Origin of the sequence: Pseudomonas khavaziana (genome assembly GCF_036704165.1) — a bacterium.
Lineage (GTDB): Bacteria > Pseudomonadota > Gammaproteobacteria > Pseudomonadales > Pseudomonadaceae > Aquipseudomonas > Aquipseudomonas khavaziana.
In genome coordinates, this window is record NZ_CP129946.1 from 2,406,271 (window position 1) to 2,428,371 (window position 22,101).

At 60.4% G+C, this 22,101-nt stretch carries 18 protein-coding genes; 6 read left to right on the forward strand and 12 right to left on the reverse strand.

All coding sequences use genetic code 11. The features are described 5' to 3' along the window. Positions 1-25: 25 nt before the first annotated feature. Both QYQ93_RS10805 and QYQ93_RS10810 read right to left on the reverse strand, forming a co-directional pair. Positions 26-1,081: a permease gene (locus tag QYQ93_RS10805; protein WP_043051803.1), complete on the reverse strand. Its 1,056-nt coding sequence runs from the start codon at positions 1,079-1,081 to the stop codon at positions 26-28. Between the two features lie 58 nt (positions 1,082-1,139). Next, positions 1,140-1,841, reverse strand: a complete 702-nt coding sequence (locus tag QYQ93_RS10810; protein ID WP_043051804.1) for a hypothetical protein — start codon at positions 1,839-1,841, stop codon at positions 1,140-1,142. Positions 1,842-2,094: 253 nt separating this feature from the next. Between QYQ93_RS10810 and QYQ93_RS10815 the strand changes: the two genes are divergently transcribed. The 3 genes from QYQ93_RS10815 to hemB all read left to right on the forward strand — a co-directional run bounded on the left by QYQ93_RS10815 (position 2,095) and on the right by hemB (position 4,731). Continuing rightward, positions 2,095-2,793, forward strand: coding sequence for a glutathione S-transferase N-terminal domain-containing protein (locus QYQ93_RS10815; protein WP_043051805.1), 699 nt, complete (start codon positions 2,095-2,097; stop codon positions 2,791-2,793). A 3-nt stretch (positions 2,794-2,796) separates the two neighbouring features. After that, the gene (locus tag QYQ93_RS10820) at positions 2,797-3,639 is read left to right on the forward strand and encodes a PhzF family phenazine biosynthesis protein (RefSeq protein ID WP_043051806.1); all 843 of its coding nucleotides are present in this window, start codon (positions 2,797-2,799) and stop codon (positions 3,637-3,639) included. Positions 3,640-3,756: 117 nt separating this feature from the next. Continuing rightward, positions 3,757-4,731 carry a porphobilinogen synthase gene (hemB, locus tag QYQ93_RS10825; protein ID WP_034119035.1) on the forward strand — a complete coding sequence of 325 codons (975 nt, stop codon included), beginning with the start codon at positions 3,757-3,759 and terminating at the stop codon, positions 4,729-4,731. Positions 4,732-4,811: 80 nt separating this feature from the next. On the opposite strand, the gene QYQ93_RS10830 is transcribed toward hemB, so the two are convergent. Together QYQ93_RS10830 and QYQ93_RS10835 are read right to left on the reverse strand one after the other, a co-directional pair. Next, positions 4,812-5,141, reverse strand: coding sequence for a hypothetical protein (locus QYQ93_RS10830; RefSeq protein ID WP_338476889.1), 330 nt, complete (start codon positions 5,139-5,141; stop codon positions 4,812-4,814). After that, the gene (locus QYQ93_RS10835; RefSeq protein WP_338477248.1) at positions 5,138-9,790 is read right to left on the reverse strand and encodes an RHS repeat-associated core domain-containing protein; all 4,653 of its coding nucleotides are present in this window, start codon (positions 9,788-9,790) and stop codon (positions 5,138-5,140) included. The genes QYQ93_RS10830 and QYQ93_RS10835 overlap by 4 nt, the downstream gene beginning before the upstream one ends. A gap of 273 nt (positions 9,791-10,063) precedes the next feature. Between QYQ93_RS10835 and QYQ93_RS10840 the strand changes: the two genes are divergently transcribed. Next, complete coding sequence (locus tag QYQ93_RS10840) at positions 10,064-11,149, forward strand: DUF1615 domain-containing protein (RefSeq protein WP_043050199.1); 1,086 nt, start codon at positions 10,064-10,066, stop codon at positions 11,147-11,149. Positions 11,150-11,254: 105 nt separating this feature from the next. Then, on the forward strand, positions 11,255-11,677 hold the full coding sequence (locus QYQ93_RS10845; RefSeq protein WP_338476890.1) for a PaaI family thioesterase: 423 nt from the start codon (positions 11,255-11,257) through the stop codon (positions 11,675-11,677). 577 nt (positions 11,678-12,254) lie between these two features. Here the strand turns inward: QYQ93_RS10845 and QYQ93_RS10850 are convergent. From QYQ93_RS10850 to QYQ93_RS10860, 3 genes are read right to left on the reverse strand one after another with little or no spacing between them, the layout of a single operon-like run. Then, complete coding sequence (locus QYQ93_RS10850; protein WP_338476891.1) at positions 12,255-13,436, reverse strand: acetyl-CoA C-acetyltransferase; 1,182 nt, start codon at positions 13,434-13,436, stop codon at positions 12,255-12,257. 11 nt (positions 13,437-13,447) lie between these two features. Continuing rightward, the gene (locus QYQ93_RS10855; protein ID WP_003190327.1) at positions 13,448-14,107 is read right to left on the reverse strand and encodes a CoA transferase subunit B; all 660 of its coding nucleotides are present in this window, start codon (positions 14,105-14,107) and stop codon (positions 13,448-13,450) included. Between the two features lie 29 nt (positions 14,108-14,136). Next, entirely contained in the window at positions 14,137-14,835 is a 699-nt protein-coding gene (locus tag QYQ93_RS10860; RefSeq protein ID WP_010211319.1) for a CoA transferase subunit A, read from the reverse strand. 133 nt (positions 14,836-14,968) lie between these two features. Here QYQ93_RS10860 and QYQ93_RS10865 point away from each other — a divergent pair, with 133 nt between their 5' ends. Beyond that, positions 14,969-15,871 (forward strand): LysR family transcriptional regulator, encoded by a 903-nt coding sequence (locus QYQ93_RS10865; protein ID WP_043050202.1) that lies wholly within the window; start codon positions 14,969-14,971, stop codon positions 15,869-15,871. A 55-nt stretch (positions 15,872-15,926) separates the two neighbouring features. On the opposite strand, the gene QYQ93_RS10870 is transcribed toward QYQ93_RS10865, so the two are convergent. The 5 genes from QYQ93_RS10870 to QYQ93_RS10895 all read right to left on the reverse strand — a co-directional run bounded on the left by QYQ93_RS10870 (position 15,927) and on the right by QYQ93_RS10895 (position 22,042). Continuing rightward, positions 15,927-16,256 (reverse strand): hypothetical protein, encoded by a 330-nt coding sequence (locus QYQ93_RS10870; protein WP_046071979.1) that lies wholly within the window; start codon positions 16,254-16,256, stop codon positions 15,927-15,929. 573 nt (positions 16,257-16,829) lie between these two features. Continuing rightward, positions 16,830-17,672: an NAD-dependent protein deacetylase gene (locus tag QYQ93_RS10875; RefSeq protein ID WP_043050204.1), complete on the reverse strand. Its 843-nt coding sequence runs from the start codon at positions 17,670-17,672 to the stop codon at positions 16,830-16,832. Between the two features lie 8 nt (positions 17,673-17,680). Beyond that, positions 17,681-18,121 (reverse strand): CBS domain-containing protein, encoded by a 441-nt coding sequence (locus tag QYQ93_RS10880; protein WP_043050205.1) that lies wholly within the window; start codon positions 18,119-18,121, stop codon positions 17,681-17,683. 129 nt (positions 18,122-18,250) lie between these two features. Further along, entirely contained in the window at positions 18,251-20,200 is a 1,950-nt protein-coding gene (locus tag QYQ93_RS10885) for a DNA topoisomerase III (RefSeq protein ID WP_338476893.1), read from the reverse strand. 219 nt (positions 20,201-20,419) lie between these two features. Further along, on the reverse strand, positions 20,420-22,042 hold the full coding sequence (locus tag QYQ93_RS10895) for an MFS transporter (protein ID WP_043050206.1): 1,623 nt from the start codon (positions 22,040-22,042) through the stop codon (positions 20,420-20,422). Positions 22,043-22,101: the final 59 nt, after the last annotated feature.

Below are 22,101 nucleotides of genomic sequence, written 5' to 3' on the forward strand. Positions count from 1 at the left end.
TAGGACCCTCAGCCTCAGCGCCGCCCTAAAGAATCACCGCCCCAATCAACCCACACACCACCCCCACCAGCATGGTCAACCCGGCCACCGTCACCAGCACCCGCGCATCGAAATCCTTGCGCAGCATCAACAGCGACGGCAGGCTTACGCTTGGCAGTGTCATCAGCAAGGCCACGGCCGGGCCAGTGCCCATACCCAGGGTCATCATGGTTTGTACGATGGGGATCTCCGCCGCCGTAGGAATCACGAACAGTGTGCCGACAATTGCCAGCGGCACCAGCCATACCAGGCTGTCGGTCATCGCCCCGTCCACGTGAGGGAACAGCCACACCCGTGCTGCGCCGAGGATCAGCACCGCCAGGATGTACACCGGGATGGTGCTCCAGAACAACTGCCATAGGGTGCGCAGCCAGCGCACCAGGAACGGTTGCGATTCCACGGTACTGACTTCGGCGACGGCTTCCAGTGCTGCCTCCGGTACCTGCTCTGGGCGCGCAATACGTTGCGCCACCAGGGACACCCCGACCACCAGCACAACCCCCGCCACCAGCCGCAGCGCGGTGAAGTCCCAGCCCAATACAAAACCCATGAACACCAGGGTCGCCGGGTTCAACACCGGGTTGGCAATCCAGAATGCCAGCGCCGCGCCGACCGACACTTGCTGGCGACGCATGCCTGCCGCCACCGGGGCTGCACAGCAACTGCACATCATCCCCGGCAGGGCGAACAGCCCGCCGCGCAGGGTCGAGCCCAGGCCGGCGCGGCCAAACAGGCGCAGCAGCCAGTCTCGGGGGATCAGCACCTGCAGCAACGAACCGAGGATCACCGCCAGTACGGCGGCTTTCCAGATCGCCAGGAAATACACCTGGGCATAGGCCAACGCCGCCGCCAGGGGCGAGCTTTGCTGGTCATTGAGAATCGAGGCGCCGATGCTGTGGTTGTCGGCTGCTGCAAACGCCTTGAGGTAGTAGGGCGACCATTTCACGTAGTAGAGGCCGATGCAGGCCACCAGGAGAAACAGCGCTGGTTTCCACCAGAACGACCAGCCCCGGCGGGGCTGGGTGAAAGCGAGGTTGGACATGGAGATGATCCGCAGGTGAGTCAATAGCCGGGCATCATACGCCCCTGCGGCTCAAGCTTCAGATATCTGCACTGACCTGGGTCGGATCCGGGCAGCTTTCCTCGCCGTTATTCAGGCCCTGCTTATAGTTGCGGCTGAGCAGCGAGGCCTTACCGTTATGCCAGGTCAGTGTCAGTACATACAGCGAGTCATAGTCATTGCCGGACCAGTCGTCGGTGATGGTGTGCTTTTCGCCGGCCGCTTCGCTGGCGACTTTGTTGATCAGTTCCGGCAAGTAACCATGGGACCAGGCCGTGTAGATCGTCGCGTTGCGGTATTTGTCCTCGACCAGTTCTTCGGCCAGGGCACTGGTGTCATTCGCTGAAAACTCGATGTTCACCGGCAGGCCAAGCTTGATCGCGCTGGGGCTGATGGTAATCAGTGGGCGAATGTAGCTGTAGGAATTGTCCAGTTCACCTTCCTCGACATTGCGTGTCGGGTTAGCGGCAAACACGTAGTTGGCCTTGCCGAACTTTTCCGGCAGTACAGTAGCCAGGTTCATGGCGCGGTTCAGGCCCTGGCAGTTGAGTTGGCCCAGGCCACCGGCCGGTTTTTCGCCGTGGCGCAGGAATACCAGGGTTTGCACGCCGTCCACGGGTTGCGCACGGCTTTCACGGGCATCGAGGGCGGTGACGATGGCCGCGCTGACCAGTACAAGCGGCAACATCATGTATGAATAACGTTTGAGTCGTTGCACGAGGCGCAGAGGCTTGATCTTCATTATAGGTTCGAGTCTTCATGCGTCGGGTTAAGGCGGACAAGCCCGGCCCCAGCGACGCCTTAAGCGTCCTGCGGTATTCCCTGTCGATATAGCAAGGTGCCTCCATTCACCCTTCGGGCGCACTTAAGAGTGCATTCAGGCGCTTTGGTTCGCCACGCGGGATACTAACCGGGAAATGTTGCGCATCGATGACCCATGCACAACAGCGGAAGGGATGACTATCATGAGGCTTTTTCCGTCCAGGGGTTCTTCGATGAACGCACTTGCCGCTTTCCCGATCAACAGCAAATGGCCCGCCCAGCATCCGGAGCGTTTGCAGCTATATTCATTGCCCACGCCCAACGGCGTCAAAGTGTCGATCATGCTCGAAGAACTGGGCCTGCCCTATGAAGCGCATAAGGTCAGTTTCGACACCCAGGACCAGCTGTCCCCCGAGTTCCTGTCCCTTAACCCCAACAACAAGATCCCCGCGATCATCGACCCCAACGGCCCGAGCGGTCAGCCGCTGGCGTTGTTCGAGTCTGGTGCGATCTTGATCTACCTGGCGGAAAAAACCAGCCAGTTGCTGTCCGAGGACCCAGCCACCCGCTATGAAACCCTGCAATGGCTGATGTTCCAGATGGCCGGGATCGGCCCGATGTTTGGCCAGCTAGGCTTCTTCAACAAGTTCGCCGGCAAGGCTTATGAAGACAAGCGCCCGCGGGACCGCTACGCCGCCGAATCCCGGCGCTTGCTGCAAGTATTGGAAAAACGCCTGTTGGGCCGCACCTGGATCATGGGTGACGACTACAGCATCGCCGACATCGCCACCTTCCCCTGGATCCGCAACCTGATCGGCTTCTATGAGTCCGGCGACCTGGTGGGCATCGCCGATTTCCCTAACGTACTGCGCGCGCTGGACGGCTTTGTCGCACGTCCAGCGGTGATCCGTGGCCTGAACATTCCGAGCTGAAGCATGCCGACTTTCGATTTCAAACAACTGGACGTCTTCAGCACCGTGGCCCTCAAGGGCAACCCACTGGCCGTGGTGCTCGGCGCTGACAGCCTTACCGACCAGCAAATGGCCGACTTCGCCAACTGGACCAATCTCAGTGAGACCACTTTTCTGCTGACGCCCCGCGATCCGCGTGCCGACTACCGGGTAAGAATTTTCACCACCCTCAAGGAACTGCCATTCGCCGGGCATCCCACGTTGGGCAGTTGTCACGCGTGGCTGCAAGCCGGCGGTGTGCCGCGCGGGGAAGAGATTATCCAAGAGTGCGAAATCGGTCTGGTGCGCATCCGTCGCCAAGGTAACGAGCTGGCATTTATCGCGCCGCCGTTGTTGCGTGCCGGGCCATTGGAGGCGCCGTTATTGGAGCGCGTGCGCCTGGCCTTGGGCCTGGCGCCCGAGGCCATTGTGCGCAGCCAGTGGGTCGACAATGGGGCGGGTTGGCTGGCGGTGATGCTGGCTGATCGTGAGGCGGTGCTGGGCCTGCGACCTGACTATTCGCAGCTGCACGGTCTGGCCGTAGGGGTGATCGCCCCGTGTGACCCATCTTCTGGCGCGGTAGACGCACAATTTGAAGTGCGCGGATTTATCGCAGGGGACGGCGCCCCCGAAGACCCGGCCACCGGCAGTTTGAATGCTGGTTTAGCACAATGGTTGCTGGCCGAGGGCCTGGCGCCCGACCGTTACGTGGTCAGCCAAGGCACGGCCATGGGGCGGGCGGGGCGTATTCACATCGAGCGCCAGGGTGTTGAAGTCTGGGTAGGCGGCGCCGTGGCAGTGTGCATCGAAGGGCGTTTACAGCTTTAGATCAATGAATTGTTACGTGCCTGGCAATACACTATTGGCCCCTTGGCATTTGTGCTGCCGGGACTTTGGGGCATAAGCTTTGGCCCCAAAGATTTCAGCCATTTTTTCAGGAAAGCCATGACCAGTCAGTTCCCCCAAGCCCGTCCACGCCGCCTGCGCCGCTCTCCGGAGCTGCGTGGCTTGTTCCAGGAAAGCGAATTCACCCTCAACGATTTGGTGCTGCCGATTTTCGTCGAAGAAGAAATCGACGACTTCGTGCCGATCACCAGCATGCCGGGTGTGCTGCGTATTCCTGAGAAGAAACTGGCCGGCGAGATCGAGCGTTACGCCCGCGCCGGTATCAAGTCGGTGATGACCTTCGGCGTGTCTCACCATCTGGACGCCAGCGGCAGCGACACCTGGAAAGAACAGGGCCTGGTTTCGCGCATGTCCTCGATCATCAAGGACGCCGTACCGGAAATGATCGTGATGTCCGACACCTGCTTCTGCGAATACACCGACCACGGCCACTGCGGCGTGATGCACGGCGCTCATGTGGACAATGACGCGACCCTGGTCAACCTCGGCAAACAAGCCGTGGCCGCCGCCCGCGCCGGTGCCGATGTGATCGCCCCATCGGCGGCCATGGACGGCCAGGTCCAGGCCATCCGCCGCGCCCTGGATGACGCCGGTTTCACCCATATCCCGATCATGGCCTACTCCACCAAATTCGCCTCGGCTCTCTACGGCCCATTCCGCGAAGCCGGTGGCAGCGCCCTCAAGGGCGACCGCAAGAGCTACCAGATGAACCCGATGAACCGCCGCGAAGCCGTGCGCGAATCGCTGCTCGACGAACAGGAAGGCGCCGACGCACTGATGGTCAAGCCAGCCGGCGCCTACCTCGACATCATCCGCGACATCCGCGAGGCTTCGCGCCTGCCAGTGGCGGCGTATCAGGTGAGCGGTGAGTACGCGATGATCAAATTTGGCGCACAGGCCGGGGCGATTGATGAGGACCGGGTGGTGCGCGAGACGTTGGGGTCGATCAAGCGGGCGGGGGCGGATTTGATTTTTACGTACTTTGCGATGGATTTGGCATTGGCGGGGATCTAACGGCGCCGTTTATCCCCTGTGGTGAGTGGGTTTGCTTTTCACAGGGGCGAGCTTGCGCAGATACACTTCGTTAGACGTTATCAAGCGATCAACGAAGTGGTGGTTTTTTGAAGTTCTGTATTAATCGAGTCTTGAGCGAGCAGCAGCAGCTCGCTTAGTGTGCTAATTGATTGTGCGGTAAGTTTTAAAGTGGGAGAGTCCCATTCGTAGTCTTTAATAACCTTTATTTGAAAATGCCCTTTTGCATCGAATGAAGGATACCAACCTACATCAATAAGAAAGCCGTCTGGATATTCAACCTGAAGCATGTCCTCCTTTAGGTTGTGGGCTTGGTGCTCAATCCCGGAATTCTGCAGTATTGATAGCTCATCGTAAGTGATTTTGCCTTTCAGGAAATCTAACGAGATCATTTAGTTAACCTCCGAAATTCTCTTTCTGAAATAGGGTGGCCGTGAATGGTTTTTGCACTCAACTCTATGCGTATCCAGCGGCTGGATGCTCCTTCGCTGGCCCCAATGCTCTCAGAGTACTCCATCACTTTCCAAGGTTTTCCATTAGTAGTCGCTCTGCCATTTTTATAGGCTTCTCTTTCCAGATTTTCAATATTTATACCCGGTTTGTACTTTGCCGGGCCGGACTTTGTTGTTGCCAAAATATCTTTCCAAGGCATTTTCTTAGACGGGCTGTGCTTATAACCATGAGCGGTCCACTGAATTTCTTCAGGAGCAGGCAGCGTCGGCTGGCTGTCTTTGGTTTTTGCACTGGTTGCAGGATCTTCGACGCCTTCAGCGGGACCGCATTCACCAGGGCATCTACTCAGGCCAAGTGGATCAATCCAGCCAGTAGGATTGGGCACGTACTGGTAGCCATTGACCCCACCCGCCAACTTCACCGGATCCGGCGTCAGGTAGCGACCAATATCCGGATTGTAGTAGCGATGGCGGTTGTAGTGCAGCCCGCTTTCCTGATCGAAATACTGTCCCTGAAAACGCAGTGGGTTGTCGATCTTGCCTACGTCGAGTCGGGCGATTTGGCCGTAGGCGCGGTAGTGGGCGGACCAGACGATTTCGCCTTCGGTGTCGGTGAGTTCCTGTGGTGTGCCGAGGTGGTCGAGTTGGTAGTGGTAGGGCGTTGTGGCTTGTGGGCCGAAGCCTTCCAGTAGCGCCAGTGGACGAAAGCTGTTCGGTTCGTAGATGTAGCTGCGATGACAATCCGCATGGTGTTCGGCAATCAGCTTGTCGCCTTGCCAGAAAAACTCGGTGATCTTGCCGTCCACGGTCTTGCTGATGCGCCGCCCAAACGGGTCATAGCGGTAACTGGCGGTTTCGCCGTTGGGCTTTGTCACGCTGATCAGCCGGTGCTGGCAGTCGTAGCGGTATTCAGTGACGAGTTGCTGGCCTTTGCCGCGTCGTTCGCGGATCAGGTTGCCGAAGGCGTCGTAGTCGTAGTGGCGGTCGCCCTGGATCACCAGGCGGTTCGCCGCGACGATGTCCGGGCCGGGGCGGTCTTGCATGAGCAGGTTGCCGGCCGGGTTGTGGGCGAAGCGTTCCTGCACGTCCTGCGAATGGTCGGCGCGGGTCAGGCGGGCGAGGGGGTCGTAGTGGTAGCGATGTTCGCCTTTGCGGGTGTCGAGCAGGCGGGTGAGGTTGCCGCTTTTGTCGTAGTCGTATTGGCGCTGGTAGCGGTGGTTTTGTTGTTGGGTGATGGCGTGGGCGTGCAGGCGGTGCTGGTCGTCGTAGTGGTAGTGGCTGAGCAGCTGGCCTTGTTGGCGTTGGTGTTCACGACCGGCACGGAACAGGTGCGAGGTGAGCACTTCGCCGTTGAGCTCGACGGTGGCGAGGTGGCCGCCTTTGTCGTGGTTGAAGGTGAGGCGGTTGTTGTCGGGCAGACGCAGGTTTTTCAGCTGGCCGCAGACGTCGTAGCCGTAGCGCAAGGTGCCCCAGCCTTGGTGCTCGGCGGTGAGGCGGTTTTGGCGGTCGTACTCGTAGGCCAGCGCCCAGTGGCCGTCTTCGACGCTGAGGAGGTTGCCTTGGCGGTCGTAGGCATAATCAACCACGCTGCCATCGGGCAGGGTTTTTCGGACGAGGCGGCCGGCGTGGTCGCGCTCGTAGCGGGTAATGAGCTGACTGCCGTCGTCACCGTGTTCGGTCTTTTCCTGCAGGTTGCCGTTGAGGTCGTAGACGTAGGCGGTGCGCTGGCCGTCGAAGCCGGTTTCCTGTTGGAGCAGGCCGTTGGGGTGATAGGTGAGCTGGTAGGTTTCGCCGACTTCGTTTTCGATCTCGGTGAGCAGTAAGCGAACGTTGTCGTAGCGGTATTTGACCTGGGTGCCGTCGGCGTGGAGGCGGCGGCTGATCAGGTGCAGGCCGTCGGCGTATTCGTAGCGGGTGACGTGGCCGAGTTCATCGCGCTCGGCGATGATTTTTCCGTAGGGGTTGTAGCTCAATTCCCGGCAAGCGCCGCCGGGCTGGGTCAGTTTCAGCAGACGTCCTACGGCGTCCCATTCGTAACGGGTCAGCGCCCCGTATTCATCCTCACGGGCAACCTGCCGCCCTAAATCGTCATAGCGATAACGCTTGATCCCGCCATTGGGCAGTTGTTCTTCGAGCAACTGCCCACGCTCATTCCACACCAGCCGATGACAACTGTGATCGGGGTACCAAACTCCGGTTAACTGCCCGCGTTTGTTGTAGCTGTAGTCCGTGACCTGCCCATCGGGATCGGTCCTACGCGTAACATCGCCCTGGCTATTACGCTCATATTTCCAGACCGCCTCGCCGCGCCTGACAACCCGTACGAAACCGTTGTCATGCTCGTAGGAAGTCGGCTCGTCATCCCCCGGAAACAGCGCCACCAAGCGTCCGGCTTCGTCGTACTGATAGGCCGTCACCGCGCCCAGCGGATCTTGCTCGACGGTCAGCCGGCCTTTTTTATCGTAGGATTTGAAGTGCTGGGCGCCATCCGGATCAATGCGCTGTACCAACCGCGCCCGGTCGTCGTGGACATACACTTCCTGGCTACCATCAGCGTTATGCACGGTGACACGACCGTCATCCGCCCAGGCATAACGCGTGTCCATCTGCGAAAAACTCGCCCAATGCCGGACACAGCGTGCGGCTTTGCCGGAGCCTTCCCACGCCCAAAAGAAACTCGCCCCACCGGCCAACTGCCGCTCGACAATGACGTGCTGCTCGTCGTAGCGATAACGCTCGCTTTCCCCGACAGCATTGGTCGCGCAAACCAGTCGTCCATCTTCGTCATAAGCGTAGGAAACGACGTTCTGCTCGGTCTCCCAGACGTAGGGATCACGGCCTTTGGCGCGATGAACCTGGTAGTCCACCGCCACGATGCGATCCATTTCATAACGCAGCAGCAGCGAACGGCCGGCACCGTTATCCAACCGCTCAATCCGCCCGGAACGATCACGGACAATGCGCAGGCGGTTGTCATACGCATCGCTGATCGAGACCAGCACACCGTCGCGAAAGTGATAGAACCGCGACGCCTGGGCCAACACCAGTTCATCAGGCGTCGAGCCCAGGTAGATCGCCGCTTCGGCCAGGCTATTGGTGATCGCCGGTCGAGCCGCTGTGGGCAAGGGTAGGGTGGTCGAGCGATTCTCATGGTCCGTCCACACCACCGAGTCGCCAGAAATAACCAGCCGATGCGCCAGCCCATGACTCCAGCCAAACCCCAACCCACAATCCACTTCCACCGCACTGGTGCGATACAACCGTGTCCACTCAAACGGCAAGATCCCGTCCAGCGCACCATCGGTGAGGGTCAGCAATTCCTCCCCGGTGACCATCGACACAGGGCAGCCGTTGGTTACGGTCTTGTCCGCAGGCGCCGTCGCATCCCCCTTGGGATTCGACGCCATGGCCGGCGCATCATCGACATGCTCCTGCCGCACCAGCACCGTCTGCCGGGCCTTGCTGCGCACTGCCGGCAGCGGGTTCGAAACCAGTTGATCCCCAGCCTTCAACGGTACAGCCGGCACCACCTTGACCGGCGTCGCCGCACTGCTCAGCAACAACGGCTTAGCCGCCTCCACATGCGGCCCCAACCCCGGCCCCACAAGCTGCTTGGCGAGCATCTCCAACAACACCCGCGCCCGCCCGGACCTGATAGGGCTAAGCACCTGAGCCCCCAACCGTGCCGCCACGCCCATCGCCCCCAAGACGCGAATCAGCAGCAACCCGATCAGCACCTCGCCGGTGATTTCGCCCCATAGCTCACTCATGTCCGGCGGCGGCAACATGCGCATCCAACTGACCATCGCCGCCAGGTAGATAAACAACAGTGGCTCATCACTGAGCACCAGCAGGCCCTGGGCAATCGCGTCTTGGCCCAGCGTCAACAGCTCATCCAATTGCGCTTGAGAGAGGTATTGCAGCAGCTTCTCGCTGTTGGGTTTGAGGTCGGCCAGCAGGTCATACAGCTGTGTGATGTTGTCCCAAAGGCCGTAAAGGGCCTTGCCCATACCACTGAGAAACGCTGCTTCTACCAGTCGGCGTCGGTCAAGCGGTGTCGCGTTGGTATAGCCTTTCCACTGCGCCTGGAACCTGCTGTCCCACGCTTCACGCAGGCGCACTTCCAGCCCGCCGATCACCGCCTGATAAGACGCATACAGTGCCTTGACGTGATCGCCGGAAACGTTGGGGTAAAAACTGACCCGATATTGCTGGTTGCGATCACACTCGGTGATCTCGAGAATGCCGCTCGGGCCGATGGTCTTGTGGATGGGGTCGCCCAGTGCGCCGCCGTCTGGGTCAATGCGTTGCAACATTACAGGCGTGTTGCCGATAGGGACGAACCGGGTGCTCTGGAACATGTGCACCAGGGTCAACGTACCGCTGGCCGGGCAGGTGGCGACGGTGTTGCTGGGAAGCAGTGAACGGTTGATCGGTGCAACGAGCGCCACCTCGTCCCCGACCTTGAACACCTGCTCCACATCCAGCGCCGAGAAGCTCCAGAAGCTTTCGGCCCAGGCGTCAAACGTATTCAGGCAATCGCGAAAGTCGCGCAGAACCCCTTCAGCGTCGGGCGTCTGCACATCCATCGGGGTCAGGGCCAGCCTGCCGATGGCCGGGCTCAAGCAACAGCCCCGGCAATCGGGGCTCTAACGAAAAAAGCCATCTGCAATCCCTCGCACTGTTCAATCAGGCGAGGGACTTTGCAGCGGTTCCCGGGGCAGGGGAGTAGAGCTTATCCGGCAGTTATGTGGGATGTTTCAGCTACGGCCAGGCACCGGGTTCTGCATACCGACGAACCCCGGTTAGACTTATCTGTCGATATCTGCACTGTCCGGCCCGTCGTTCATCAAGGAAGCCCCATGTATTCAAGCCGTCTGCTCCTCTGCCTCATGCCTTTGCTGGTGCTCGCCGGTTGTTCCACCTCACGCGGCCCGCAGCAACCCGAGCGCAGTGAAGCCGAGGTGAAGGCGCAGATCGTGCGTCTGCTGCCGGCCAAGGTGGCGGACCGCAACGGTTGGGCCCAGGACATCTACACCGCCTTCGACACCCAAAAGATCTACCCCAGCACTGAAAACATCTGCGCCGTACTGGCGGTGACCGAGCAGGAATCCACCTTTCAGGTCGACCCACCAGTGCCCGGCATGGGCAAGATCGCCCAGGATGAAATCCTGCGCCGTGCCGGCAAGGTGCATGTGCCCGCATTCGTGGTACGCAGCGCATTGCAATTGCGTTCGCCCACCGGCAAGACCTACGCCGACCGCTTGAATGTCGCTCGCACCGAGAAGGACCTGAGCGCGATCTTCGATGACTTCATCAGCATGGTGCCCCTGGGCAATACGCTGTTTGGCGGCTTCAACCCGGTGCACACCGCAGGCCCGATGCAGGTCAGTATCGACTTCGCACAAAAACAGGCACGGGGTTATCCCTACACGGTGGACGGCACGATTCGCCGCGAAGTCTTCACCCGTCGTGGCGGCATGTACTTCGGTATCGCCCATCTGCTCGGCTACCCGGTGAGCTACGATCAGCCGCTGTACCGCTTTGCCGATTTCAATGCCGGCTGGTACGCCAGCCGCAACGCGGCGTTCCAGGCGGCCGTCAGCCGCGTCACCGGCAAGGAGCTGGCGCTGGACGGGGATCTGATCCGCTATGGCTCCTTGCTGCCCGGCACCACCGAGCTGGCGGTGCGCTCACTGGGGGCAAAACTGGACATGCGTAATCCGAGCATCCGCAGCCAGCTGGAGCAGGGCGAGCAGTTGGATTTCGAAGACACTACCCTCTACAAACGCGTTTTTGCCCTGGCCGATCAGGCCGCGGGCAAGCCGCTGCCACGGGCGATCCTGCCGGGCATAGTGCTCAAGAGCCCGAAGATCACCCGCAACCTGACCACGGCATGGTTCGCCAAGCGCGTGGATGAGCGCTATCAGCGCTGTATGAAACGCTGACGCAGCAACTCGCCACGCATGGCGGGGAATTTGCGCGGTTGATGGTAATGGCGGCTGCGTAACGCTTGGCGTACATCTTGGGGCTCTTTCCAGGGAAGAGCCGTCATGACCACCCACACCGTTCCTCAAGGTTTTGTTCCATTACCTCGCAGCAGCCCATTGCTGGACCTGCTCGGCCCGGCGTATTGCCGGGGCGAAGGCTTGCAGCTGGAAATCGGCCTGCGCGCCGATAATCGTCACGCCAATGGGCGCGGTACGGTGCACGGTGGGGTGCTGGCAACCCTGGCGGATATCGGCATGGGTTACGCCATGGCGTTTTCCAGTGAGCCGCCGTTACCGTTGATTACCGCCAGCATGACCGTGGACTACCTGGGCGCTGTGCAGGTAGGGGAGTGGATGGTGGTGCGCTTGGACAGCCACAAGCGTGGGCGGCAAATGGCGTTTGCCACGCTGAGTTTGCAAGTCCAGGAGCGCATCGTACTGCGGGCGAGTGCGGTGTTTGCGGTGCCACAAGCCGCAAGGCAATGAGATCAATGTGGGGGGCTTGCCCCGATAGCGGTGGGTTAGTGACGGATGTATTAACTGGCACGCCCTCATCGGGAGCAAGCCCCCTCCCACATTTTGGTCGATAGTGTGCTTGAGTCAGGCGCCAGGCAGTGCCAGTTCCACCTGCACGGGGCGAGGCCAGCAGCCTCAGGCCACTGAAAGCCAAAGGTTGCAATGCAATCAAACTGTGGGAGGGGGCTTGCTCCCGATAGCGGTGTGTCAGTTACAGATGTACCAACTGACACGCCCTCATCGGGAGCAAGCCCCCTCCCACATTTTGATCGATGGTGTGCTTGAGTCAGGCGCCAGGTAGTGCCAGCTCCACCTGCAACGGGGCGAGGCCAGCAGCCTCAGGCCACTGAAAGCCAAAGGTTGCAATGCAATCAAACTGTGGGAGGGGGCTTGCTCCCGATGGCGGTGTGTCAGTTACAGATGTACCAACTGACACGCCTTCATCGGGGGCAAGCCCCACATTCTGACTGTGATTTTTCTGCAGGAATTGGTCAAAGAAAAGGCCCGGCTTTTCGTGGAGCCAGGCCCTTTCATGTTGCTCTTTGAATCAGCTGCGTTCGAGCGCCAGGGCCACGCCTTGCCCGCCGCCGATGCACAGCGTCGCCAGGCCTTTCTTGGCATCTCGCTTGATCATTTCATGCAGCAGGGTCACCAGCACGCGGCAACCTGAGGCACCAATCGGGTGGCCGATGGCGATGGCACCGCCGTTGACGTTAACCTTCTCGGCGTCCCATTCCAGCTCTTTGCCCACTGCCAGGGATTGCGCAGCGAAAGCTTCGTTGGCTTCGATCAGGTCCAGGTCAGCCAACTGCCAGCCGGCCTTGTCCAGGCAGCGGCGGGTGGCCGACACCGGGCCGATGCCCATGATGGCCGGGTCAACGCCGGCGTTAGCGTAGCTGGCGATCCGCGCCAATACCGGCAAGCCGAGGGACCGGGCTTTGTCGGCGCTCATCAGCAGCACGGCAGCGGCGCCATCGTTCAAGCTGGAGGCGTTGCCGGCGGTGACGCTGCCGTCTTTCTTGAACGCCGGCTTGAGCTTGGCCAGGGACTCGGAGGTGGTGCCGGCGCGGGGTTGTTCGTCCACCGCGAAAGCCACCGGGTCGCCTTTGCGCTGGGGAATCAGGATCGGGGTGATCTCATCGGCAAAGCGCCCGGCTTCGATGGCGGCGGCGGCTTTTTGCTGGGAGGCGGCGGCGAAGGCGTCCTGGGCTTCACGGCTGATGCCGTACTTGTCCACCAGGTTCTCGGCGGTGATGCCCATGTGGTAATCGTTGAACGCATCCCACAGGCCGTCGATGATCATGCTGTCGATCATCTTCGCGTGGCCCATGCGCAAGCCGGTGCGCGCGGCGGGCAGCACGTACGGGGCCAGGCTCATGTTTTCCATGCCGCCGGCAATGATCACCTCGGCGTCGCCGCAACGAATGGCCTGGGCGCCCAGGTGCAGGGCCTTGAGGCCCGAGCCGCAGACCTTGTTCAGGGTCAGGCTCGGCACGGCATGGGGCAGGCCGGCGAGGATCGAAGCCTGGCGTGCCGGGTTCTGGCCTGAGCCTGCGGTGAGTACCTGGCCGAGGATCACTTCATCGACTTCGGCCGGGTCCAGGCCGGTCTGTTCCAGCAGGCGGCGGATCACCGCGGCGCCCAGTTCCGGGGCCGGGATGTTCGCCAGCGAACCTTGGAAGCTGCCCACGGCGGTGCGGGTGGCAGCAACAATCACGACGTCTTGCATGGAATCTGTCCTCACTGGAAGTGCATTTCTGGAACGTGGTCCGGGACGATCAGTTTACCGGCGGTCTTGCTCACAATCTCTTCAACGCTGACGCCAGGTGCGCGTTCCTTGAGGACAAAAGCGCCATTTTCGATTTCCAGGTACGCAAGGTCCGTCAGTACACGCTTGATGCAGTTCGCGCCGGTCAGCGGCAGGCTGCATTGGCTGAGCAATTTGGACTCACCGTCCTTGGATGCGTGGGTCATGATCACGATGATATTTTCCGCGCCAGCCACCAGGTCCATGGCGCCGCCCATGCCCTTGACCAGCTTGCCGGGGATCATCCATGAGGCGATGTTGCCTTGTACGTCCACTTCAAATGCGCCGAGCACGGTGAGGTCGACATGCCCGCCGCGAATCATCGCGAAGGACTCGGCGGAAGAGAAGATCGAAGCGCCGATGCGCGCCGTGACGGTTTGCTTGCCGGCGTTGATCATGTCGGCATCGATGGTGTCTTCGGTAGGAAACGGGCCCATGCCGAGCAGGCCGTTTTCCGATTGCAGCATCACTTCCATGCCGTCGGGGATGTAGTTGGCCACCAGGGTCGGAATGCCGATGCCCAGGTTTACGTAGTAGCCGTCCTGCATTTCGCGGGCGACGCGTTGAGCCATTTGTTCGCGGGTAAGCGCCATGGTGATTTCCTCTTATTGTTCTGGACGGATTATTTGCGGACGGTGCGCTGTTCGATGCGCTTTTCGAAGGTGCCGCAGATGATCCGGTCGACGTAGATGCCAGGGGTGTGGATCTGCGCCGGGTCCAGTTCGCCCGGTTCGACGATTTCCTCGACTTCGACCACGGTGATCTTGCCGGCGGTGGCGGCCAGCGGGTTGAAGTTCTGGGCGGTGTGGCGGTAGATGACGTTGCCGAAGTGGTCGGCCTTCCAGCCTTTGACGATGGCGAAATCACCGGTGATGGACTCTTCCATCAAATAGGGGCGGCCATTGAATTCGCGGGTTTCCTTGCCTTCAGCGACTGGGGTGCCGACGCCGGTGGCGGTGAAGAAGGCCGGGATGCCGGCACCGCCTGCGCGCATTTTTTCGGCCAGGGTGCCTTGGGGGGTGAGGACTACCTCAATCTCGCCGCTAAGCAGTTGCTTCTCGAACAGGGCGTTTTCGCCCACATAGGAGGCGATCACTTTGCTGATCTGTTTTTCTTCCAGCAGCACACCCAGACCGAAGCCGTCGACGCCGCAGTTGTTGGAAACCACTGTCAGATCACGGGTGCCTTTGCGCTTGATTTCGGCGATGAGGTTTTCCGGAATGCCACACAGGCCAAAACCCCCGGAGAGCACGGTCATACCATCTTCCAGGCCTGCCAACGCTTCTTCATAGGACGCCACGCGTTTATCGAAACCTGCCATATGCACCTCTTTTATTGTTTGTGGTCCAGCCAGTGAACCGAGTGTTGCGCTGATGGATTGATTTGTTAAGTTGTTTTTTAAGGTTGATTGATTTAGAAAACAGCATAGTCCAAGCGCTGTGTGGAGCTGCCTCATGACCGTCAAACAGATGCGTGCCTTTCTCGCCGTTGCTCAGAGTCTGAGTTTTGCTGCCGCCTGCGAGCGCCTGCACCTTTCTCAGTCGGCACTGAGCTTGACCATCAAGGGGCTGGAAGAAGGGTTGGGCGGGCGCCTGTTCAGCCGCAATACCCGTAACGTCGCGCTGACCCCTGAGGGCGAATCGCTGTTGCCCCTGGCGCGCCGGTTGATTGCCGACTGGGACAACGCCGAGGACGAACTGCGCCAGCGTTTTACCCTGCAACGCGGGCGCGTGACGGTGGCGGCCATGCCGTCGTTTGCCGGTAACCTGTTGCCGCCGATCCTGAAGATCTTCCGCGCACGTTACCCTCAGGTGAACGTGACGGTGCATGACCTGATCAACGAGCAAGTACTGGAGATGGTGCGCGACCGCCAGGTGGAGTTGGGCGTGGCATTCGAGCCGTCCGAAGGGTCATCGTTGGCATTTACGCCGTTATACCTGGATCGCTTTATCGCCGTGGTGCCAGGGGATTCGCCGTTGGCTCAGCGTGCCGAGATCGATTGGAAAACCTTGCTGGAACAGCCGTTTATCACGTTGCAACGCCCCTCCACGGTACGGGTGATGCTGGAAGAACACCTTGGCGCCTTGCAGATGAAATTGCCCGTAGCGTTGGAAAGCCATCAACTGGCGACCGTCGGGAAGATGGTCGCCAGCGCGCTGGGCGTCAGCGCCGTGCCAGCGTTATGCGCCCGGCAGATGGAGGAGGCGGGTGCTCATTGCATTACCTTGACCGGCCCGGTGATCGAGCGGCCAATTGGCGTGCTGACCAAACCTGGGCATGAGTTGTCGGCGGCGGCGCAAGTGTTGTTCGATATTTTTCGGGATGAGGCGGGGAAGGGCAGGTTTCCAACTTGCTAACGCTATAAAAAATGCGGGAGCTGGCAAGCCAACTCCCGCATTGATTGAGTAATACTTAGTAGTAGCGATCGATCACTTTAACCTGCGAGTTATCCTTGAAAGATGCCCAGGCATTGTTAAGTGTATCGAACACCTGCTCGATAAAATTGCGGTCGGCCGCGGCTTTCTTGCCGACATAACCCTGGCCTCGGCGGTACATCTTCAGGCGCGCCGCCAGCTCACGGTTATTGCGGTCGAACTCGGCCTCTTTGGTGTTGGGAGCCAGGCAGTCAATTTGCACTTCGCCCGATTTGCCAATCCACAGGATATGGTCGTCGAGTGTGTCTTTCTGCGCTGCGAACATCTCAGCCAATTCATCGATAGTTGGTTGGTTGTTCAGATTCATGTGTAAGCCCCTTGACCAGTTGGCGATCTATCAGTTGATTCGTTAAAACGCTTTAGTTGTCTCCGGTTCCGAAAACCGGGCGTCAGCGACGGTCTGCCGAATACGGGCAGGGTCTTGAACCTGATGCATGTAGTCTTGCTGATGAACTGCTACGCAATGCTTTCATAACGAAGACAAGCAGCGGTCAGGCTCCTTGTACCTGTCCCTCGCGGGGCTGGTCAGCTTCATCAATCCGCCTTGTGGGCAGTGCACATCCGGAAAAACAGCTCGGCGGTCAGACGAGCCTGTTCAAAACGCGTGTTACCAACGCTCCCGATCCGGGAGACGTCTAGATCATGCAAGGACAAAAAGCTTACGTCAACGATTATGTAGTGATTATTTTTACTCACTACATAAATCGTTGTAGGGGCGGGAGAATGCGGGAAAACGTGACTTGGGCGTCATTTTTTGGAAGCGCAGGTCGAGCGTTTTGCCCCCCGTAGGAGCGAGCTTGCTCGCGAAAATCGTCAACGATGACTCAGAACACCTGACAGCCACGCGGTGTGCTCAGGTTTTTCGCGAGCAAGCTCGCTCCTACATCCGGTCGACGAGCAATGGCAGAAGCTGCTCGCAGGAGGCCTGGATTTTAACCTGCAGCAGCTCATCTCCTCGGGTCTTGCCCAGGTTGATCGCAATCACCGGCTTGCCCTGTTCGACCATCGCCTTGCACAAGCGGAACGCCGAATAGGCCATCAGCGACGACCCCACCACCAGCAGGCCCTCAGCGTGGCCTATCGCGGTCATCGCCTTGAGCGCCGTCGCCGGTGCGACATTCTCGCCAAAGAACACCACGTCAGGTTTGAGACGTTCGCCATTGCAATGGGGGCAGCGGGGCATCTGGAAGCGCTGTTCGAACGCGGTGTCGAGCAAGCTGTCGCCATCCGGCGCTTGCACGGCATGCACCTGCGCCATGTGCGGGTTATCGACCTCCATCTGCCGCTGGATCCCATCGCGTGCGCTGCGCAGTTGGCAATCCAGGCACAGCACCCGATGCAGGCTGCCATGCAGCTCAATCACATCGTGGCTGCCGGCCTGGTCATGCAGGGTGTCGACGTTTTGCGTGATCAGCCCGCTGATCTGCTCGCGCTGTTGCAGCGTCGCCAGCGCCCGGTGGGCCTTGTTCGGCTGGGCAATGCGCACCCGCGGCCAACCCAGCATCGCCCGCGCCCAGTAACGGCGCCGCGCCTCTGGGGTGGCGAGGAATTCCTGGTACATCATTGGGGCCTTGCCCCGGCGCACACCTTCACTGTCGCGGTAATCAGGGATGCCCGACGAGGTGCTGATCCCTGCACCGGTCAGCACCACAAAACGTCGTCCGGCCATGGCCCGGTGCAGGGTATCGAGGTGGTCTTCCTGATGTTCCAGGGTGTCGAGCATGGGTTCCCCTATTCGCCGCGGATGTACTGCTCCAACTGCTGGATCAAGGCGGCTTGTTCGGCAATGGCTTCCTTGACCAGGTCGCCGATGGACAGCAGGCCAAGCAGTTTGCCGTCTTCGACCACCGGCAGGTGACGCAGGTGACTGTCGGTCATGATGTTCATGCATTCCTCGACACTTTTATGGGTATCGACGGTGATTACCGGCGAACTCATGACATCGGTGACCCGAGTAGTCACCGACGACAGGCCCTTGAGTATGAGTTTGCGTGCGTAATCCCGTTCACTGATGATCCCCACCACCACACCTTCCTTGACCACCGGCAACGCACCAACGTTTTTTTCCGCCATCCGGACCAAGGCTTCAAAGACGGTGTGATCCCATTTGATCGTGTGGACGTCCTGGTTTTTTTGGTCTTTGGCTTTCAGCAATTGTGCGACGGTCTTCATGGCGGCCACTCCGGTTTTGTTGTAGGTAGTCCAGATCCCCTACAGAATCCTAGACGGCCCACGGCAGGGCAAGACCCAAAGCGGCGTTAAACCCGTCGAAAAACGTCATTTGCCGGATTTTTTCCGGTTTTACCCTGCCGTTGTCGGTTTTTTCGCCCTCTTGGGGCTGGCTGCCGTCTTGCCTGGGGCGCTCTTGCGTTTCTTCTTCCAAGGTGTGGCGCCTCGGCCTGCGGGGCTGGCGGGGCCGGTGATGGTCATGCGCATGCCGTTGCAGCGCGCTACCTGCTTGCTCATCCACGCCGCTTGCTTGGCGACGAATTCCTCAAGGCTCATTTCGCCGCTTTGCACCATGTCCAGCGCCTGCTCCCAGATGGCGGTGGTGCCTGGGTCGGCGATGGCGCGGGGCACTGCGTCGATCAGGCTGAACGCCGCCGGGGTGGCTGACAGGGCCTTGCCGTTCTTCACCAGGTAGCCACGGTCGAGCAGGCCCTGGATGATCCCGGCGCGGGTGGCTTCGGTACCGATGCCGGTGGTGTCCTTGAGCTTTTGCTTGAGCAGTGGGTCTTCCACCAGCTTGGCGACGTTTTTCATCGCCTTGATCAGGTCACCTTCGGTAAAGGGCTTGGGTGGTTGGGTCCACAGGTCCTTGAGATTGACTTTGGCTACGGCGTAGTCCTGGCCCTGCACCAGCGTCGGCAAGGCCTGTGGCGCGGGTGCTTCTCGGCCTTTGGCGGGGGCCAGGGCTTCGGGCAATGCGCGTTTCCAGCCTGGCTCGACAATGACTTTGCCTACCGCGCGCAATGCCTGGCTCGCACAGTCGAAGTCTGCCTGGGTGCGGTCATATTCATGGTTGGGCAGGAACTGCGCCAGGTAGCGCGCACGTATCAGGGTATAGACCGCACGGTGCTTGCCGGTCAGTTGGCTCACATCCTTACCCGCCCCGGTGGGGATGATGCCGTGGTGGGCGCTGACCTTGGCGTCGTTCCAGGCCCGCGAGCGGCGCTGGGGATCGATGTGCGGCATCAGCTCATTGACTGCCGCATCCGCACGGCCCAGGGCCGCTAGAATCTTTGCTGCTTCACTGTGCTGGCTCAGCGGCAGGTAGCCGCAATCGCTGCGCGGGTAGGTGATGACTTTATGGGTTTCGTAGAGGGATTGGGCGATATCCAGGGTTTCCTGGGCGCCCAGGCCGAGCTTCTTCGAGCAGATTTCCTGCAGGGTGCCAAGGTCGAAGGGCAGGGGCGCCACTTCGCGCATGCGCTCAGTACGAAGCTTCACCAGCCGCGCAGTGGCGGCGTTAAGCATGGCGTCGGCGGCGTCACGCGCCAGTTGCGGGTTGAGGCAACGGCCCTGGTCGTCGCAGGCATCGTCATGGGCGCGCCACTGGGCGGTGAAGGTCATGCGCTCGTGGCGCAGGTCGACATCGATAGCCCAATACGCCACCGGTACGAAATCGGCGATGCTGCGGTCGCGGTCCACCACCAGGCGCAGGGTCGGGGTTTGCACACGGCCTACCGGCAATACGCCCTGATAACCGGATTGGCGCCCCAGCAGGGTAAACAGGCGGCTCATGTTCATGCCGATCAGCCAGTCGGCGCGGGAGCGGCCCAGGGCCGAGTGATACAGGCTGAAGGTTTCGGCTCCGGGCTTGAGCGCAGCCAAAGCCTTGCGAATGGAGGCGTCGTCCAGTGCCGACAGCCACAAGCGCTGGATTGGCCCGCAATAGCGACAATGCTCCACCAGTTCCCGGGCGATCATCTCACCTTCGCGGTCGGCATCGGTAGCAATTACCAACTCCTGAGCTTCCCCCAGCAAGCGCTTGACCGCCTTGTATTGGCTGGCAGTCTTGGGCTTGACCAGCATCTTCCATTTTTCCGGCACGATCGGCAGGTCGGCCAGCACCCAGCGCTTGTACTTGGCGTCGTAAGCATCGGGCGGAGCGGTTTCCAACAGGTGGCCGATGCACCAGGTGACGGTGACCCCATTACCCAGCCAGCATCCGTCGCCGCGGCGGCTGGCGCCGAGCACGGCCGCGATATCCTTGGCCTGGGAGGGTTTTTCACAGAGGTACAGCCGCATGGTCATCCCATCAGATTGGATCGATGCCTTGCAGGATGCTCAGTCGGAGGGATTTGAGCAACCATTATCTGTATGGATGTACAGCAATATGTGAGCGCCGTACACCGATGTAGGAGCGAGCTTGCTCGCGAAGGTCGTTAACGATGACGCGGGGAGCCTGGCGCCCCGCGTTGCTCTCAGGTTCTTCGCGAGCAAGCTCGCTCCTACAGGGAAGAGGTATCAGTTGTTATCGATATCCACATGCCGGGTTTCTTTAAGGCAGAACAACCCGACAACCAGGCTCACCCCCGTCACCACCACCGGGTACCACAGGCCATAGAAGATATCGCCGGTGTACACCACCAGGGCAAACGACACCGTCGGCAGGAACCCGCCAAACCAGCCGTTGCCGATATGGTAGGGCAGGGACATCGAGGTGTAGCGGATGCGCGTCGGAAACAGCTCCACCATCAACGCCGCCAATGGTCCGTAGCACATCGCTGCGATCAGGATCAGCACGACGATCAGCACCACCACCATGACCTTGTTGACCTGGGCCACGTCCGCCGACGTCGGGTAGCCGGCCAGGGCCACGGCGCCGCGCAGGGCCGCCTCATCAAAACCGTCGATACGCACATCGCCCACGCTCACCTGCACCGGGCTGCCCGCTGGGGCGGCGGCGCTGCTATAGGGCAGGCCCTGTTTGACCAGGAAGGTCTTGACCTTGTCGCACGGGCTGTCAAAACGCGCCTTGCCCACCGGGTCGAACTGGAAGGTGCAGGTGGCCGGGTCGGCCAGTACGGTAATCGGGGCTTGACGGCTGGCCTGGTCCATCGCCGGGTTGGTGTAGTGCGCCAGGCCCTTGAAGATCGGGAAGTACAGCGCGGTCGCCAGCAGCAGGCCAAGCATCAGCACCGGTTTGCGTCCGACTTTGTCTGACAGCCAGCCAAACAGGATAAAGAACGGCGCGCCAATCACCACGCTGATGATCAACAGCATATTGGCCAGGGCCGGGTCCATCTTCAGGAACTGGGTGAGAAAGAACAGCACGTAGAACTGCGCGGCGTAAAAGGTCACGGCCTGCCCGCCGTTAATGCTGAACAGCGCGATCAGCACCACCTTGAGGTTTTCCCATTTACCGAATGACTCGCGGATCGGCGCCTTGCTGGCCTTGCCTTCTTCTTTCATTTTCAAGAAGGCCGGCGACTCGTGAAGGCTCATGCGGATCCAGGTCGAGATGCCCAGCAGCACGATGGAAAACAGGAACGGAATGCGCCAGCCCCACACTTCAAACTGATCGCCCGTAAAGTAACGACAGGCCAGCACTACCAGCAACGACAGCAACAGGCCGAGGGTGGCGGTGGATTGGATCCAGCTGGTATGCAGCCCGCGCTTGCCCGGCGGCGCGTGCTCGGCCACGTAGGTGGCCGCGCCACCGTATTCGCCGCCCAGAGCCAGACCCTGCAGCATGCGCAGCACGATCAGGATGATCGGCGCGGCGATACCGATGCTGGCGTAGGTGGGCAACAGCCCGACGCAGAAGGTCGCCACGCCCATCAGGATGATGGTGACGAGGAAGGTGTACTTGCGCCCGATCATGTCGCCCAGGCGGCCGAACACCAACGCACCGAACGGCCGCACCACAAAACCGGCGGCAAAGGCCATCAAGGCGAAGATAAACGCCGTGGTGTCGTTGACGCCGGCAAAGAACTGCTTGCTGATCACCGCCGCCAGGGCGCCATACAGGAAAAAGTCATACCACTCGAACACCGTCCCCAGGGACGAGGCGAAGATGACCTTTCTTGATTCGTTGGCGGTGCTTGCACTGGCCGCCGAGCCCAGGGGTTGAGCATGTTCTGACATCGGGTGTCCCTCACAGTGATTATTTATTGTTGTTCCACTGTCGGCGCCAGCCTCAGCGC

What these genes read in the sequence shown, in the direction of transcription:
- QYQ93_RS10860 (WP_010211319.1), bottom strand. Translation starts at nt 14,835, where the DNA reads ATGGCAGGTTTCGATAAACGCGTGGCGTCCTATGAAGAAGCGTTGGCA.
- QYQ93_RS10895 (WP_043050206.1), bottom strand. Translation starts at nt 22,042, where the DNA reads ATGTCAGAACATGCTCAACCCCTGGGCTCGGCGGCCAGTGCAAGCACC.
- hemB (WP_034119035.1), top strand. Translation starts at nt 3,757, where the DNA reads ATGACCAGTCAGTTCCCCCAAGCCCGTCCACGCCGCCTGCGCCGCTCT.
- QYQ93_RS10845 (WP_338476890.1), top strand. Translation starts at nt 11,255, where the DNA reads ATGACCACCCACACCGTTCCTCAAGGTTTTGTTCCATTACCTCGCAGC.
- QYQ93_RS10875 (WP_043050204.1), bottom strand. Translation starts at nt 17,672, where the DNA reads ATGCTCGACACCCTGGAACATCAGGAAGACCACCTCGATACCCTGCAC.
- QYQ93_RS10870 (WP_046071979.1), bottom strand. Translation starts at nt 16,256, where the DNA reads ATGAATCTGAACAACCAACCAACTATCGATGAATTGGCTGAGATGTTC.
- QYQ93_RS10835 (WP_338477248.1), bottom strand. Translation starts at nt 9,790, where the DNA reads ATGGATGTGCAGACGCCCGACGCTGAAGGGGTTCTGCGCGACTTTCGC.
- QYQ93_RS10865 (WP_043050202.1), top strand. Translation starts at nt 14,969, where the DNA reads ATGACCGTCAAACAGATGCGTGCCTTTCTCGCCGTTGCTCAGAGTCTG.
- QYQ93_RS10880 (WP_043050205.1), bottom strand. Translation starts at nt 18,121, where the DNA reads ATGAAGACCGTCGCACAATTGCTGAAAGCCAAAGACCAAAAAAACCAG.
- QYQ93_RS10830 (WP_338476889.1), bottom strand. Translation starts at nt 5,141, where the DNA reads ATGATCTCGTTAGATTTCCTGAAAGGCAAAATCACTTACGATGAGCTA.
- QYQ93_RS10855 (WP_003190327.1), bottom strand. Translation starts at nt 14,107, where the DNA reads ATGGCGCTTACCCGCGAACAAATGGCTCAACGCGTCGCCCGCGAAATG.
- QYQ93_RS10850 (WP_338476891.1), bottom strand. Translation starts at nt 13,436, where the DNA reads ATGCAAGACGTCGTGATTGTTGCTGCCACCCGCACCGCCGTGGGCAGC.
- QYQ93_RS10805 (WP_043051803.1), bottom strand. Translation starts at nt 1,081, where the DNA reads ATGTCCAACCTCGCTTTCACCCAGCCCCGCCGGGGCTGGTCGTTCTGG.
- QYQ93_RS10815 (WP_043051805.1), top strand. Translation starts at nt 2,095, where the DNA reads ATGAACGCACTTGCCGCTTTCCCGATCAACAGCAAATGGCCCGCCCAG.
- QYQ93_RS10840 (WP_043050199.1), top strand. Translation starts at nt 10,064, where the DNA reads ATGTATTCAAGCCGTCTGCTCCTCTGCCTCATGCCTTTGCTGGTGCTC.
- QYQ93_RS10810 (WP_043051804.1), bottom strand. Translation starts at nt 1,841, where the DNA reads ATGAAGATCAAGCCTCTGCGCCTCGTGCAACGACTCAAACGTTATTCA.
- QYQ93_RS10885 (WP_338476893.1), bottom strand. Translation starts at nt 20,200, where the DNA reads ATGCGGCTGTACCTCTGTGAAAAACCCTCCCAGGCCAAGGATATCGCG.
- QYQ93_RS10820 (WP_043051806.1), top strand. Translation starts at nt 2,797, where the DNA reads ATGCCGACTTTCGATTTCAAACAACTGGACGTCTTCAGCACCGTGGCC.